Source organism: Pseudomonas reactans, from assembly GCF_013385825.1.
GTDB lineage: Bacteria > Pseudomonadota > Gammaproteobacteria > Pseudomonadales > Pseudomonadaceae > Aquipseudomonas > Aquipseudomonas reactans.
Genome location: NZ_JACAPG010000018.1, coordinates 309,343 through 324,146, shown reverse-complemented (window position 1 = coordinate 324,146; position 14,804 = coordinate 309,343). Strand labels below are relative to the sequence as shown.

General features: G+C 58.2%; 14 protein-coding genes and 1 other RNA gene. 10 read left to right on the top strand and 5 right to left on the bottom strand.

What is annotated here, in order from left to right; all coding sequences use genetic code 11:
- Nucleotides 1-18 precede the first annotated feature (18 nt).
- Nucleotides 19-579 (bottom strand): nucleotide exchange factor GrpE, encoded by a 561-nt coding sequence (gene grpE / locus HX868_RS21860; RefSeq protein ID WP_016976812.1) that lies wholly within the window; start codon nucleotides 577-579, stop codon nucleotides 19-21.
- A 254-nt stretch (nucleotides 580-833) separates the two neighbouring features.
- Here grpE and recN point away from each other — a divergent pair, with 254 nt between their 5' ends.
- Nucleotides 834-2,507: a DNA repair protein RecN gene (gene recN / locus HX868_RS21855; RefSeq protein WP_033898255.1), complete on the top strand. Its 1,674-nt coding sequence runs from the start codon at nucleotides 834-836 to the stop codon at nucleotides 2,505-2,507.
- Between the two features lie 86 nt (nucleotides 2,508-2,593).
- Here the strand turns inward: recN and fur are convergent, their stop codons facing one another.
- The gene (gene fur, locus HX868_RS21850) at nucleotides 2,594-2,998 is read right to left on the bottom strand and encodes a ferric iron uptake transcriptional regulator (RefSeq protein ID WP_003194220.1); all 405 of its coding nucleotides are present in this window, start codon (nucleotides 2,996-2,998) and stop codon (nucleotides 2,594-2,596) included.
- A gap of 98 nt (nucleotides 2,999-3,096) precedes the next feature.
- Between fur and HX868_RS21845 the strand changes: the two genes are divergently transcribed.
- A complete protein-coding gene (locus HX868_RS21845; protein WP_016976810.1) occupies nucleotides 3,097-3,624 on the top strand; it encodes an outer membrane protein assembly factor BamE in 528 nt (175 codons plus the stop codon).
- A gap of 63 nt (nucleotides 3,625-3,687) precedes the next feature.
- Here the strand turns inward: HX868_RS21845 and HX868_RS21840 are convergent, their stop codons facing one another.
- Nucleotides 3,688-3,990, bottom strand: coding sequence for an RnfH family protein (locus HX868_RS21840; RefSeq protein ID WP_177004335.1), 303 nt, complete (start codon nucleotides 3,988-3,990; stop codon nucleotides 3,688-3,690).
- Nucleotides 3,983-4,417, bottom strand: a complete 435-nt coding sequence (locus tag HX868_RS21835; protein ID WP_016973780.1) for a type II toxin-antitoxin system RatA family toxin — start codon at nucleotides 4,415-4,417, stop codon at nucleotides 3,983-3,985. Before HX868_RS21835 ends, HX868_RS21840 begins: the two co-directional genes overlap by 8 nt.
- A 166-nt stretch (nucleotides 4,418-4,583) precedes the next feature.
- Between HX868_RS21835 and smpB the strand changes: the two genes are divergently transcribed.
- The gene (smpB, locus tag HX868_RS21830; protein ID WP_005791513.1) at nucleotides 4,584-5,066 is read left to right on the top strand and encodes an SsrA-binding protein SmpB; all 483 of its coding nucleotides are present in this window, start codon (nucleotides 4,584-4,586) and stop codon (nucleotides 5,064-5,066) included.
- 36 nt (nucleotides 5,067-5,102) lie between these two features.
- Here smpB and HX868_RS21825 read toward each other — a convergent pair whose 3' ends face one another.
- Complete coding sequence (locus HX868_RS21825) at nucleotides 5,103-5,870, bottom strand: GntR family transcriptional regulator (protein WP_016976808.1); 768 nt, start codon at nucleotides 5,868-5,870, stop codon at nucleotides 5,103-5,105.
- 251 nt (nucleotides 5,871-6,121) lie between these two features.
- Here HX868_RS21825 and HX868_RS21820 point away from each other — a divergent pair, with 251 nt between their 5' ends.
- The 7 genes from HX868_RS21820 (at nucleotide 6,122) to HX868_RS21790 (ending at nucleotide 14,715) form a co-directional block, all read left to right on the top strand.
- On the top strand, nucleotides 6,122-7,816 hold the full coding sequence (locus tag HX868_RS21820) for a lactate permease LctP family transporter (RefSeq protein ID WP_122728078.1): 1,695 nt from the start codon (nucleotides 6,122-6,124) through the stop codon (nucleotides 7,814-7,816).
- A 57-nt stretch (nucleotides 7,817-7,873) separates the two neighbouring features.
- Nucleotides 7,874-10,684 carry an FAD-binding and (Fe-S)-binding domain-containing protein gene (locus HX868_RS21815; protein ID WP_177004334.1) on the top strand — a complete coding sequence of 937 codons (2,811 nt, stop codon included), beginning with the start codon at nucleotides 7,874-7,876 and terminating at the stop codon, nucleotides 10,682-10,684.
- A gap of 136 nt (nucleotides 10,685-10,820) precedes the next feature.
- Nucleotides 10,821-11,099 (top strand): hypothetical protein, encoded by a 279-nt coding sequence (locus tag HX868_RS21810; RefSeq protein ID WP_016976805.1) that lies wholly within the window; start codon nucleotides 10,821-10,823, stop codon nucleotides 11,097-11,099.
- A gap of 104 nt (nucleotides 11,100-11,203) precedes the next feature.
- Nucleotides 11,204-11,600, top strand: a transfer-messenger RNA (tmRNA) gene (gene ssrA, locus HX868_RS21805).
- Between the two features lie 173 nt (nucleotides 11,601-11,773).
- Nucleotides 11,774-12,979, top strand: a complete 1,206-nt coding sequence (locus HX868_RS21800) for a tyrosine-type recombinase/integrase (protein ID WP_056845755.1) — start codon at nucleotides 11,774-11,776, stop codon at nucleotides 12,977-12,979.
- Nucleotides 12,980-13,444: 465 nt separating this feature from the next.
- Complete coding sequence (locus HX868_RS21795) at nucleotides 13,445-13,660, top strand: helix-turn-helix transcriptional regulator (protein ID WP_056845756.1); 216 nt, start codon at nucleotides 13,445-13,447, stop codon at nucleotides 13,658-13,660.
- Nucleotides 13,660-14,715, top strand: coding sequence for an AAA family ATPase (locus tag HX868_RS21790; RefSeq protein ID WP_177004333.1), 1,056 nt, complete (start codon nucleotides 13,660-13,662; stop codon nucleotides 14,713-14,715). The genes HX868_RS21795 and HX868_RS21790 overlap by 1 nt, the downstream gene beginning before the upstream one ends.
- Nucleotides 14,716-14,804 lie beyond the last annotated feature (89 nt).

Sequence of the window (14,804 nt, the reverse complement as noted above, 5' to 3'; positions counted from 1 at the left end):
GGGGCTTTGCAGCGTATTTCAAGCCTGCTCATCAATAGAAGGCGAAACCGGTGCAGGCGCCTTGCTCACGACGACCATCGCCGGGCGCAGCAGGCGACCATTGAGCAGATAACCCTTCTGGAACGTTTTGAGCACGCTGTTCGGCTCTAGGTCATGGCTTTCCTGCATGGCCATGGCTTGGTGATGCTCAGCGTTGAACGGCTCGCCGCCTTGTGGATCGATCGCTTCCAGCTGATAACGCTTCAGGGTGTCCTGGAACATTTTCAGGGTCAGTTCGATCCCTTCGCGCATCGGGCGGATGTTTTCGTCGTCCGGGTTGGACAATTCAAGGCCACGCTCCAGGCTGTCGATAATCGGCAGCAAGTCATTGGCGAATTTTTCCAGCGCGAATTTGTGAGCCTTTTCTACATCCTGCTCGGCACGGCGGCGGACGTTCTGCAGATCAGCGGCAACACGCAAAGACTGGTCCTGCGCAGCGGCCAATTGCTCTTCGAGCACTTGCACACGAGTCGCCAGCTCATCGCCGACAGCCGAATTGGCGTCTGGAGTTTGCGTATCCTGCGTCTGTTCGTCAGCCATAGTTTTCTCCTTTCAAAATCATGCGCGAACTCAACTCGCGCTTCTGTTCCGGTATATGGGGCCACAATTTCCAGGTTCAAGGGCGCAGGCGTTACCAAAAGTCTTTCGACTGACCTTCATCAATTCCTGCCTGGTCATTCCTGATTGCGCTTAAAAATATCCAGATTCAAGCAAATCGAGCTAAGCGTCAGGATTGTCAGCGCCGAACAAAACACTGTATAAATAACCAGACCTAAAGCCTGGGAGCGGCCGTCATGCTCGTGCACCTGTCCGTACATAACTACGCCATCGTTGAACACCTGGATCTCGAACTGGATCGCGGGATGAGCGTAATCACAGGCGAAACCGGCGCCGGCAAGTCGATCATGCTCGATGCCCTGGGCCTGACCCTGGGTGATCGCGCCGACAGCGGCGTGGTGCGCCCCGGCGCGGACAAAGCCGATATCCTGGCCACCTTCGACCTGGCGGATATTCCCGAGGCCGAGGCCTGGCTGGCCGAGCGCGACCTTAATAATGAAGGGCCGTGCATCCTTCGGCGGGTCATCACGGCAGAAGGTCGGTCCCGCGGCTACATCAATGGCACCCCCTGCCCGCTTGGCGACCTAAAAGCCCTGGGCGAACTGCTGATCGATATCCACAGCCAGCATGAACACCAGTCCCTGCTGAAAACCGATACCCATCGCCGCCTGCTCGACGAGTACGCGGGCGCCACAGACCTGGCCCGCCAAGTGCAACTCGCCGCCCAGCGCTGGCGCCAGACTCGCCAGGAGCTGGAGCGACTCTCCAACTCCGGCGATGAGCAACGTGCTCGCCACCAATTGCTCAGCTACCAACTCGAAGAGCTGGAAAGCCTCGGCCTGGGCGAGACTGAACTGGAGCAGCTTGAGCAGGAACACAAGAACCTCACCAACGCGGAAACCCTGCTGGGCATTTGCCGCCAGGTGGTGGAGCAATGCAGTGAGAGTGACTCCGGCAATGTGCTCAACGCACTGACTGCCAGCCTCAATCGCCTCTCTAGCGTGAACAGCGCCTCCGGCTCGTTGAGCGAGGCCACGACCTTGCTGACCAGCGCACAGATTCAAGTTGAAGAAGCCGTCGGCGAGTTGAATCGCTTTCTGGATCACTTCGATGCCGACCCGGCGCGCCTGCAGGAGATAGAAGAACGCCTCGACACCATCTATACCCTGGCGCGCAAACATCGCATCCAGCCCACCGAAGTGGCGACAATGCAGCAAAAGCTGCTGGATGAAATCGAGACCCTGAACGCCAACGATGAATCCATCGAGCGCCTGGGCGACGAGCTCGCCTCTTTTGCTCGCCACTATCAGGAGAAGGCGCGCGAACTCAGCGACTTGCGGCAGCAAGCAGCGACGGGCCTGGCCAGCGCAGTGGAGTTGGAGATCCAACGCCTGGGCATGCCTGGCGGGCGCTTCACTATTGAATTGCGCACCAACGCAAGTAACGAACTGCAGCCCCACGGGTTGGAGCAGGTGGAGCTACTGGTCAGCGCCAACCCCGGGCAACCGCTCAAGGCACTGGCGAAAGTAGCCTCCGGCGGCGAACTGTCGCGAATCAGCCTGGCCATCCAGGTGATCACTGCGCAAACCTCTCGGGTGCCGACATTGGTATTCGACGAAGTCGATGTCGGGATTGGCGGGCCGACGGCAGAAATTGTTGGCCAGTTGTTGCGACGCCTGGGGGATAGAGGCCAGGTACTGACAGTAACGCACTTGCCGCAAGTGGCGGCCCAGGGGCATCAGCACCTGTTTGTGCACAAGGTCCGCGGCAGCGATGCAACACACACAGCCGTGTCCAAGCTGAATAAGTCGGAACGCGTTGAAGAAGTGGCGCGCATGCTCGGCGGGATCGATTTGACCAAGGAGTCTTTGGCGCACGCGAAGAAAATGGTCGTGGCGGCAAAGGCCTGAGCGGATAGTTTTCGCTTCTATAGAAAGCACGAAGGCAACCCTGAGGTCGCCTTCGATCGTTTTGCAGCGTGAATCCGCAGCGCTTGTTACTTTTTCTTACGGATGTACAGGACCAGATTATGGTCAACCAGATCGAAGCCATGCTCCTCAGCAATCTTGTGCTGCAGCGCTTCGATTTCCGGGCTGGTGAACTCGATAACCTCATTGGTATCCAGGTCCACCATGTGGTCGTGATGACCACCATCAGCCAGTTCAAATACTGCATGACCGCCGTCGAAATTATGACGAACCACCAGCCCTGCGGCTTCAAACTGGGTCAGTACACGGTAAACCGTGGCCAGGCCGACGTCCTCGTTAGACTCCATCAGCGCCTTGTAGACATCCTCGGCACTCATGTGACGCTGCTCAGCAGAATCGAGCATTTGTAGAATCTTGACTCGTGGCAGAGTCACTTTGAGACCGGCTTTGCGTAGTTCGCTATTTTCAACCATGGTTAGCTTTCTCGCGGATGCTGCTTCGCAGCTTCTCTTAATACGGGTATGATCGGCGTTTACGTTGTCCCAGCCAAGATAGTGGAAGTCGCCCACCGATGCAAAACACCAAGCTCTTGCTAACCAGTTTCACCTTTGTGGGACTGCTCGCACTCGCCGGTTGTTCATTCCCCGGGGTTTACAAAATCGACATCCAGCAGGGCAATGTCGTCACGCAGGACATGATAGACCAGTTACGCCCCGGAATGACCCGACGGCAAGTACGGTTTATCATGGGTAACCCCCTGCTGACCGACACTTTCCATGCCGATCGCTGGGATTATCTCTACAGCCTGCAGCCTGGTGGCGGTGAACGCCAACAGGAGCGCGTCAGTGTCATTTTCAATGGCAATGACCAGCTTGTCAGCCTATCGGGGGACTTCATGCCCGGCGTAAGCCGTGATGAAGCCTTGCTCGGCAAGGACAACGGCACCAACGTCACTGCGCCAGCGCAGGAAGGCGAGAAGCCGAAGTCCGAAGTGCCGGCCAAGCCAGGCTCTCTGCTCGACAAGATCCAGAAAGACGTCGATGGCGTGGAAACGGTTCCCGTCCCAACGCCACAACCTCTGGACACCAGCCCGCAGTAATTTTGCGGCGCTCAACAAAAAGCCCGGCATGCCGGGCTTTTTGTTGCCTGCCATTTGGCCGCCCTAGGAGTTCTGCTGCTTGGCCAGCGCCGCCTTGGCTGCGCGCAACCTGCGAATTTCTTTTGGGTCTGCCAGCAAGGGGCGGTAAATCTCAATACGATCACCTGCCTGCACACTACGCACTTCTGCGTCCGCGACCACTTTGCCGAATATACCCAGAACGCAGTCAGCCAGATTCAACTCGGGGAATTGCTGAGCAATGCCTGACGCTTGCGCCGCCGAGCGCAGACTGGTGCCAGCCGGCACCGTCACCGTCAGCAGAACTTGACGATCCACAGCGGCGTACACCACTTCAATCTCAACCATGCAGTTGCTTGGCTCGCTGACAGAATGCATCCACCAGCGTATTGGCGGCCTGATTGAACAAAGGCCCCAAGGTCGCGCGCACGATAGGCCCGGCGTAATCAAAGGAAAGGTCCAGGCTGATCTTGCAGGCTTTGTCCGTCAGCGCCTTGAATACCCATACACCATGCAACTGGGTAAACGGCCCTTCCTGCAAATTCATTTCAATGGATTTCCCAGGCACCAGCACATTGCGCGTCACAAAGTGCTGGCTAAGCCCGCCCTTCGCCACCCCAACACTGGCAACCATGTGCTCATCACTGCTTTCCAGCACTTCGGCCGCCGAGCACCACGGCAGGAATTCCGGGTAACGCGCCACGTCGTTGACCAGGTCATAGAGCGCCTGCGCCGGATAAGGCAGCAGGGCCGAACGTTGAATATGCGTCGTCATGTGAGCGTTACTTCCACTGCTGAGGCAAACATCGCGAAAGAACAGCCCGATCCGCGAGAGAAAAAAACGTGAGAACTGCGGGTATTGTCCGGGATTCGTCCAACACGCTCAAGCACGCAGGTTGACCGTAGCCGACAGCCTCGCAACTCCCTATAATGCCGCCCCTATGGCTAAACAAAAGAAACACCCTACAGGGACCATCGCGCAAAATAAAAAGGCGCGACACGATTACTTCATCGAACATCGGTTCGAGGCTGGTCTGGTCCTGGCCGGCTGGGAAGTAAAGAGTCTGCGTGCCAGCAAGCTGCAACTGGTCGACAGTTATGTGCTGCTCAAGGATGGCGAGGCGTGGCTGCTCGGCAGTCATATCACCCCGCTGACCACTGCGAGTACGCACGTGATTGCCGACCCGGTGCGCACGCGCAAGCTGCTGCTCAATGCCCGCGAACTGGAAAAGCTCGCTGCCGCCGTACAGCAGAAGGGCTACGCCTGCGTCTGCCTGTCCTGGTACTGGAGCAAGCACCTGGTCAAGTGCGAGATCGCCTTGGGCAAGGGCAAGAAGGAATACGACAAGCGTGATACCGAACGCGAGCGCGACTCCAATCGCGAGCTGCATCGCGCTGTACGCAACAAGGGTAAGGAAGACTGATCCTTGCTGTGATGTAGCCTTGGGAGGTCCCCTCGGCTACGTCCCCTTGCGCCGCTCCGCACGCGCTACACGCTGAACTTCCTGACGCACTTCTTCCAACACTTCCTGCACATACAACAGGTGACGTGTTGAGACTTCCCGTGCCTGCTCGGCGCGCCCTTCGATAATCGCCAGGTACAGATCCCGATGCTGGCTGATCAGCATGTCGCGGGTTTCCGTTCGCTGCTGATACATGCCGCCGATGTTGGTCACCACATTACGTTTGAGCAGGTCGAACAGACCACGGATGGTGTGCAGCAACACGGCGTTGTGGCTGGCCTCGGCGATCGCCAAGTGAAACCGCGCATCCGCCGCACCCTCTTCGGCCCGACTCACTTCATCGGACCGGGTGTAGCAATCCTGTAGCGCTTCGAAGGCAGCCGTAAGACGCTCTCGATCAACCTCTGTCGCGCGCAACGCGGCGTAGTAGGCGCAGGAGGCTTCAAGGGTCTGACGAAACTCCAGCAGATCACGCTGAGCCTCGGGGTTGTTCTCCAACAGGTGCAACAGCGGATCACTGAACGTGGAGCCTAAAGATTCGGCCACATAGTTACCACCGCCCTGGCGGCTGACGAGCAAACCTTTGGCTGACAGTTTCTGGATTGCCTCCCGCAAAGAAGGGCGCGACACCCCGAATTGCTCTGCCAACGCGCGCTCGGCCGGCAAGCGCTCGCCCGACTTCAGCGTGCCCTCAAGGATCATGCCCTCAAGCTGCTCGACGATGTCATCGGACAAACGGCGCTGACGCACCTGATCAAACCCCATCACTCACTCTCCACCATCCCGACCACGCGCCGGGCCTCTATTCTCGCCTATCGCAGCGCTTGCAGCACCTATCAGAACACCCTCGTTTCAGCCGATCAGCACACCCTGCCCACCCACTTACGACCAAAGTTTCGCGGGCGGCAAATTGACACACCCCTGCCAAGGCTTTTACTCTAGCCCACAGCGATTGTAAATTGGTATTACCAATTATCCAAGCTGACCAAACAACAACAATCAGGGGCCACCCCACTATGCAAACCTGGCAACAGCTCTACAGCCCGCTCGGCAGCCTCGGCCTGTCCGCACTGGCAGCCGTCATTCCGATCGTATTCTTCTTCCTGGCCTTGGCTGTGTTCCGCCTCAAAGGCCACGTGGCGGGCAGCATCACCTTGGCGTTGTCGATACTGGTGGCGATCTTCGCCTTCCAGATGCCGGTAGACATGGCACTGGCCGCCGCCGGCTACGGCTTTGCCTACGGCCTGTGGCCCATTGCATGGATCATTGTCGCGGCGGTATTCCTCTATAAACTCACCGTCAAGAGCGGTCAGTTCGAGATCATCCGCAGCTCGGTCCTGTCGATCACCGACGACCAACGCCTGCAGGTGCTGCTGATCGGTTTTTGCTTCGGCGCCTTCCTGGAAGGTGCGGCCGGTTTCGGCGCGCCCGTGGCGATCACTGCTGCGCTGCTGGTCGGCCTGGGCTTCAACCCACTGTACGCCGCCGGCCTGTGCCTGATCGCCAATACCGCGCCCGTGGCCTTCGGCGCACTGGGCATTCCGATCATTGTTGCAGGCCAAGTGACCGGCATTGACGCGTTCAAGATCGGCGCCATGACCGGTCGCCAACTGCCACTGCTGTCGTTGTTCGTGCCGTTCTGGCTGGTGTTCATGATGGACGGCGTGCGCGGTGTGCGTGAAACCTGGCCAGCCGCTCTGGTCGCAGGCTTGAGCTTTGCCATCACCCAGTACTTCACGTCCAATTTTATCGGCCCGGAACTGCCGGACATCACCTCGGCTTTGGCCAGCCTGATTTCGCTGACGTTGTTCCTGAAAGTCTGGCAGCCAAAACGCACCGCAGGCGCACAAATCGCCGGCGCAACCTCCAGCGCAGCGGTCACCGCCAGTGCCGGCGGCTTCGGCCTGCCACGCAACACCATCGTCTCGCCCTACAGCCTCGGGCAGATTTTCAAGGCCTGGTCGCCCTTCCTGATTCTCACCGTGCTGGTCACCATCTGGACCCTCAAGCCATTCAAGGCGATGTTCGCCGCCGGCGGCTCGATGTACAGCTGGGTGTTCAACTTCGCAATCCCGCACCTGGATCAACTGGTGATCAAGGTCGCGCCAATCGTGACCAACCCCACCGCGATCCCGGCCGTGTTCAAACTGGACCCGATCTCGGCGACCGGCACTGCAATTTTCTTCTCCGCGTTGATCTCGATGCTGGTACTGAAAATCGACATCAAGACTGGTCTTACCACTTTAAAAGAGACTTTCTACGAACTGCGCTGGCCGATCCTGTCGATCGGGATGGTGCTGGCCTTCGCCTTCGTCACCAACTACTCCGGCATGTCTTCGACCATGGCATTGGTATTAGCTGGCACTGGCGCAGCCTTCCCGTTCTTCTCGCCGTTCCTGGGATGGCTGGGGGTTTTCCTGACGGGCTCCGACACTTCGTCCAACGCCCTGTTCAGCTCGTTGCAGGCCACCACCGCGCACCAGATCGGCGTCAATGACACTCTGCTGGTCGCTGCCAACACCAGCGGCGGCGTCACCGGCAAGATGATCTCGCCTCAATCCATCGCCGTGGCGTGCGCCGCTACCGGCCTGGTGGGCAAGGAGTCCGACCTGTTCCGCTTTACCCTCAAGCACAGCTTGTTCTTTGCCACTATCGTCGGGTTGATCACCCTGGCCCAGGCCTACTGGTTCACCGGTATGCTGGTGCACTAAGACCTGCACGTAATGCCGCCGGATTCGATTCCGGCGTCAGCTATTTCTGGAGGACCGATGAGCCTGCCTGCTGCTTTCCTGAGCGACGTCGCACAACTGATCCCGAAAGATCGGCGTTTCGACGACCCACTTTCCACCCTCGCTTTCGGCACTGACGCCAGTTTTTACCGACTGATCCCACAACTGGTGATCCGCGTGGAGTCAGAAGACGAAGTCGTCGCGTTGCTGCAACTGGCTCAACGCGACCACATACCGGTGACCTTCCGCGCCGCTGGCACCAGCCTGTCCGGGCAAGCCATCAGCGATTCGGTACTGATCGTGCTGGGCGACAACTGGAATGGCCGCGAGATTCGCGGGCAAGGCACGCAAATCCGCCTGCAACCCGGTGTGATCGGCGCCCAGGCCAATGCCTGGCTGGCGCCGTTCGGGCGCAAGATCGGGCCGGACCCGGCGTCAATCAACGCCTGCAAGATCGGCGGCATCGTCGCCAACAATGCCAGCGGCATGTGCTGCGGCACCGCGCAGAACACCTACCACACCCTGGCCGGCATACGCCTGGTACTGGCTGACGGCAGCCGGCTAGATACTGAAGACGCCACCAGCGTTATGGCGTTTCGTGAACAACACGGCGCGCTACTTGAGCGGCTGGCGACATTGGGTCGCGAGACGCGGGCCAATGCCGAATTAGCGGCCAGGATTCGCCACAAATACCGTCTGAAAAACACCACCGGGCTGTCGCTCAACGCCCTGGTGGATTTCGATGAGCCGTTGGATATCCTCAGCCATCTGCTGGTGGGTTCCGAGGGCACCCTTGGATTTATCAGCGCGGTCACCTACGACACGGTGATCGACCACCCGAACAAAGCCTCGGCGTTGATTGTGTTTCCCGATGTCGAGACCTGCTGTAACGCGGTCACCGTGCTCAAAACCCAGCCAGTCTCGGCCGTCGAGCTGTTGGACCGACGCAGCATGCGCTCGGTACAAAACAAGCCAGGCATGCCGGCTTTCGTACAGCAACTTTCGGAAAATGCCTGCGCCCTGTTGATCGAGTCCCGCGCGGCATCATCGACTTTGCTGCATGAGCAACTGGCGCTGATCATGGCGTCCCTGGCCCCATTTCCGGTAGAGAAACAGGTCGACTTCACCGAAGACCCTGTGGAAAACGCCCGCCTGTGGGCGATCCGTAAAGACACCTTCCCTGCCGTCGGCGCCGTGCGCAAAACCGGCACCACCGTGATCATCGAAGACGTGACCTTCCCGGTTGAACAACTGGCAATCGGCGTCAATCGCCTGATTGAGCTATTCGACAAACATCACTACGACGAAGCAATCCTTTTCGGACACGCGCTGGAAGGCAATCTGCACTTCGTGTTCACCCAAGGCTTCAACAGCGCGGAAGAAGTCACACGCTATCAAGCGTTCATGGACGACGTGGCGCAATTGGTGGCGGTGGAGTTTGGAGGCTCGCTTAAAGCTGAACACGGCACCGGGCGCAATATGGCGCCGTTCGTGGAACTGGAATGGGGCAGCGACGCCTATCAATTGATGTGGCAACTCAAACGCCTGCTCGACCCCAACGGCATTCTCAACCCGGACGTGGTGCTCAGCGAAGACCCGCAAATCCACCTCAAGCACCTCAAGCCGCTACCCGCCGCTGATGAGCTTGTGGATAAGTGCATCGAATGCGGCTTCTGCGAACCGGTGTGCCCGTCGAAAGGCCTGACCTTGAGCCCGCGCCAGCGCATCGTGATCTGGCGCGACATCCAGGCGAAGAAACGCGCAGGTGTTGACACCACGGAGTTGGAAGCCGCGTATCACTACCAGGGCATCGACACCTGCGCCGCGACCGGCCTTTGCGCCCAGCGCTGCCCTGTCGGAATCAATACCGGCGACCTGGTGAAAAAACTCCGCAGCCGTGACGCCAACAGCACGAAAACCGCCGAATGGCTCGCCACCCATTTCTCCACCGCGCTGCAAGGCGCGCGCTTTACCCTGCATGTGGCCAATGGTGCTCGGATGCTGCTCGGCGCACCGCGCCTGGCGAAGCTATCGGCCCGCGTGACCCAGCTGTCCAAGGGGCAAATCCCGCAGTGGACCAACGCCATGCCGCAGCCGGAAAAAGCCATCCGTTTCAGCCCGGTGGTGACGGACGAACGACCACGGGTGGTCTACCTGGCCGCCTGCGTTTCACGCGCCATGGGTCCGTCAGCGGGGGATAAAGAACAAATGTCGCTGTACGACAAAACCCGCGGCCTGCTGGAAAAAGCCGGTTACCAAGTCGTGCTCCCCGACAATCAGGACAGCCTGTGCTGCGGCCAGCCCTTCGCCTCCAAAGGCTACGCCGAACAGGCCGAACACAAGCGCCAGGAGCTGATCGGCGCCCTGCTCCACGCCAGCCGTGGCGGGCTCGACCCGATCTACTGCGACACCAGCCCCTGCACCCTGCGCCTGGTGCAGGACCTGGGCGAAACGCGCCTGGACCTTTACGACCCCGTACGTTTTATCCGCACCCACCTGATGGACCGCCTCGACTTCACGCCCCAGGAAGCGCCCATTGCGGTGCATGTCACCTGCAGCACCCAACACCTGGGCGAAAGCCAGGCCCTGATCGACCTGGCCCGACGTTGCTCCAACACCGTGGTGATCCCGGAAGGCATTCATTGCTGCGGGTTTGCCGGTGACAAGGGCTTCACTACGCCGGAACTCAACGCCCACTCACTGCGCACCCTCAAAGACGCGGTGCAATATTGCAGCGAAGGCATCTCCACCAGCCGCACTTGCGAGATCGGCCTGAGCCAGCACGGCGGCATTGATTATCACGGGTTGGTCTACCTGGTGGACCGCGTCACCCAAGCCCGCGCTCATTAAAGCTGCAAAAAAACAGAACCCCTGCGCGCCGGCGTAGTCATCTGCATAGGCCTCGACAAACGAGGCTCATCAGTGATGTCGCTGGCAGCCGTTGAACGCCAGCAGCGTCGAGCCCTTTTGCGCAAGGAGATACCCTATGAAGCGTTCCGCTCTTGCTGGCTTGTTCATTACCGCTGCGATGCTGGCTTCCCCTGCTTTTGCGGCGGGCGATAAAGACCTGTGCCAGATCAATCTGGACAAAATCAACAACGGTAAAGCGCTGCTCGCCACTGACACCAGCGGCAAAAGCGGCGAGATAGACACTGCCGTGTCCTCGGCCAAGGCTGCCCACGCGGCAGGCGACGAGAAGAAGTGCATCGAGATCACCTCAAAGGCACTGCAAGACCTGCAGAACAGCGAAAAAGGCGGCCAATAGGCTGCTCAATCACGGAAGGTCTACCTTCGGGTTGGCCTTCCGTGACGGTTTGGCGTACACTGCAAAGGCTTGTCACTCACTATGAAACAACGAGTTACAAGCACGGGGCCGTTTAGGATTCGACGCCGGTTGCGAAACTTTAGGTGCATGCCGAGTTGGTAACAGAACTCGTAAATCCACTGTTGCAACTTCTTATAGTTGCCAATGACGAAAACTACGGCCAGGAATTCGCTCTCGCTGCGTAAGCAGCCTTAGCCCTGAGCTTCTGGTACCTTCGGGTCCAGCAATCACCAGGGGATGTCTGTAAACCCAAAGTGATTGTCATATAGAACAGAATCGCCGTGCAGTACGTTGTGGACGAAGCGGCTAAAACTTACACAACTCGCCCAAAGCACCCTGCCCTTCGGGTCGCTGAGGGTTAACTTAATAGAAACGGCTACGCATGTAGTACCGACAGCGGAGTACTGGCGGACGGGGGTTCAAATCCCCCCGGCTCCACCATTTTGTCTTCCCAGGAAGACTCAGAAAAGCCGTAAAGCCTAGAGAAATCAAAGCTTTATGGCTTTTTTATTGCCCGCGTTTTCCCACCTAATCCCAAGGCATCCCACGGTTGACGGGGGCATATATGGGGGCATAAAACGCTCATCAGCTCGCTCGGAGAGGATGTGCCCCCAATGCCCTTGAAAGACACCAACTGCCGCAACGCCAAGCCACAGGACAAGCCGTACCGCCTGTATGACGAACAGGGCTTGTACCTGGAAGTGCAGCCCAACGGAGGCCGTTACTGGCGCTTGAAGTACCGTTTTCTGGGAAAGGAAAAACGCCTGGCGCTTGGTGTTTATCCAGAGGTCGGCTTGCAGGAGGCCCGGCGCAAACGTGACGATGCTCGTGTCCAGCTTGCAGGTGGCCAAGACCCTTCGCTGCAAAGACGCATGGCCAAGGTGGTCAGCCAGCTTGATCACCAGCACACCTTTGAATCGGTCGCTAAGCAATGGCTCACTATTCGCGAGTCATCCTGGGATCCGGAGTACACCCGCACTGTACGGCAGCGCCTAGAGCTCAATGCCTACCCCTGGCTGGGAAAGCTACCAGTCAGCAGCATCAGCACGCCCATGCTGGTCGAAAACCTCCAGCGCATCATCAAGCGCGGTGCTCGCGAGACAGCACGTCGTGTAGCCCAAATCTACAAACAGATTTTCGAGTTCGCCGAAGCTGCCGGTATCACCTCACCCAACCAGATTGGCAATCTCTCACGTACGCTCCCCGCCAAGCGGGTGAAACATTTTGCTGCCGTGACCGATCCTGAAAAACTCGGCGCACTGCTCAAAGCACTGGATAGCTACAGCGGAACAATGCCTGTCTGTTGTGCCTTAAAACTGGCCCCGTTGCTGTTCTGCCGGCCCGGAGACCTTCGACATATGGAATGGTCGGAGATCAATCTGGATGCTGGCGAGTGGTTGATTCCTGGTCACAAGATGAAAGGGCTAACTGCTACCAAACAGGATCGCCCAGATCACCTGGTTCCCCTCAGCCAACAAGCAGTCGCTGTTCTACGCGAACTGAAACCGCTCACCGGCAGGCATCGGTATACCTTCCCCTCGGCCCGAGGAGGCGACCGACCGATGTCCAACAATGCCGTTCTCAGCGCGTTACGCCGCATGGACATCAGCGGCGACGAAATGACTGGGCACGGCTTTCGTGCGACCGCGAGAACAATAGGTGCTGAGGTGCTGGGGTTTCGCCCAGATCTCCTGGAGCATCAGCTTGCCCACACGGTAAAAAATCCGCTGGGACGTGCGTACGATCGAACCACCTTTTTGCCGGAGCGCCGTGAAATGATGCAGACATGGGCCGACTATTTGGACTCGATAAAGAGCTAAATGCTCAGTCAACTGTGCCCTCGGTCGGGCCAATACCTACCCAACCAAGGAGAGGAACATGCGAGTTGCTATCGAACATGCTCGCATGTTAAAAATCGTTCGTCCCAAGCGATCCCTATCGATCCGCAACGGTCCGCCACGTCGCCCTGGTAACGACGTCAAAAACTTTCGCCTCGTTCGCATCCGCTGAACGGGCCGCATCAGCTGCCATTGGTTGATTTGCGTATCTGGCCAGAACACTCCCAGCTCGTTCTGCCACCAGGAGCCTTAGGGCCCTAGAACTTCTGTAGCCCACAACGACGACCTCCGACGCTACCGAACATTAATCTCGGAAACGCGCATATACCTATGCGCGTGGCAAATGCCCCGGCTCGCTATATAGCCAGCCGATATCCGTCTTTTACCCTTTTAGCAGTAGTGCCGGAGGACGCTGCCCCACGCTTCAGAACCTAGGACTCAAAACCTATGGCAATGCACGTTAGCAACTTTGATGACGTCGGCGACGATGACAAAATTCTTCGTTTGCGCGATGTCGAAGCAATCGTCGGCCTTAAACGTTCAACGATCTATCGGAAAATATCGGAAGGCATTTTCCCGCGACAGCGCCTTTTGTGCGGCTCCAGCGTCGGTTGGCGTAACAGCGAAGTCCAGGCTTGGATTCGGCAAAGGGAGGCGCTGTAATGCAGCGCCGAACACCTCAACAGCCGGGCTGGATGGTAGAACTCACAGCAGCGATCGATATTCCAGTGGAAAAAATCCAATGGATTTGGCCAGGCTGGCTGCCAAGGGCAAAGCTGTCAATTCTTGCCGGCGCTGGTGGATGTGGTAAAACCACGCTGGCGATCTGGCTGGCCGCAACGCTCAGCAGAGGTGGCGACTGGCCGGACGGCAGCAAATGTGAGGCTGCAGGCAACATCGTAATCTGGAGCGGCGAGGATGGTATAGCTGACACGATCATTCCTCGCCTTACGGCTGCAGATGCCGACCTAACCCGCGTGCATATCATCGAGGGGCTCAGTGATCAGCGTGGGAACAGGCGACAGTTTGACCCTGCAGCCAACTTTGCCCTTTTGAATGAGGCAGCCGCACAGATTGACGGCGTGTCGTTGCTGATTTTCGACCCACTGATCAATCTCATTCGTGGGGACATGCACCGAGCCAACGAAGTTCGGCAGGGACTACAGATGGTGGTGGATTTTGCCGAACAGCATTGCTGCTCTGTGCTCGGTATATCTCACCTCAGCAAAAGCGCCTCTCAGTCCTCTGTAGCTGATCGAGTCATCGGCAGCCAGGCATTCTCAGCACTGGCTCGCACGGTACTGGTGGCCGGGAAAGCTAATAATTCTGAAGCTCGGGTGCTTGTCCGGGCCAAGTCGAACGTTTCGATCGATATAGGCGGGATAGAGTATTTCGTTGAGCCCATGGTGATAGACGAGCAGCTGGAAACAACCTGCATCCGGTGGGGAGAGGCCGTCGAAGGAAGTGCTGAAACTATTTTGGCGGATATCGAGCGAACGGGTAGAGCGAGACCAGCATCAGCGACTCAGGAAGCTTGCAGCTTTCTTGAAACCACGCTGCAAGCAGGCCCTGTCTCGATCACTGCGCTACAGTCTTTAGCTGAGGAGTCATGCATCTCTTGGGCATCAATTCGTAGAGCGCAGAAACAGCTAGGTATACGTTCACACAAAACAGGTATGCAGGGCGGATGGGCATGGGAGCTGCCCGCCTCTACCTGAAGATGCTCACTTCACTCGAAGGTGCTCAAAGAATATTGAGCACCTTCGTATTTTTGAACGCCTTCGCTTTCCGATACCTCACAGATCAT